General features: G+C 54.6%; 1 protein-coding gene. It reads left to right on the top strand.

Going from position 1 to position 293, the window contains the following annotated elements; genetic code table 11:
* Nucleotides 1-2: 2 nt before the first annotated feature.
* A partial coding sequence (locus Q4563_RS18965; protein WP_303605615.1) for an amidase family protein occupies nt 3-293 on the top strand: 291 nt, incomplete at its 3' end.

Below are 293 nucleotides of genomic sequence, written 5' to 3' on the forward strand. Positions count from 1 at the left end.
GTATTCGTCCCAGCAGGAGACTGGTAAGTCAGGACGGCATCATGCCTCTGGCTGCCTGGCAGGATACCGGCGGCCCAATGTGCCGGACGGTTGAAGACTGTGCCGTTGCGATGGACGTATTGGTTGGTTTTGATGAGTCTTCACATTCAGGTCAGCGCGAAGTCTTCGATATTGATGGCGCACTGGTGGCTGATGAAGCCTCTTATCAAGAAGTAACAGGCGTTCCGGAAAGCTACACCGCGTTCCTTGATGCTGATGCACTGAACGGTGCTCGTATCGGTGTGGTACGTGGT

It is taken from the genome of Gilvimarinus sp. 1_MG-2023 (assembly GCF_030548285.1).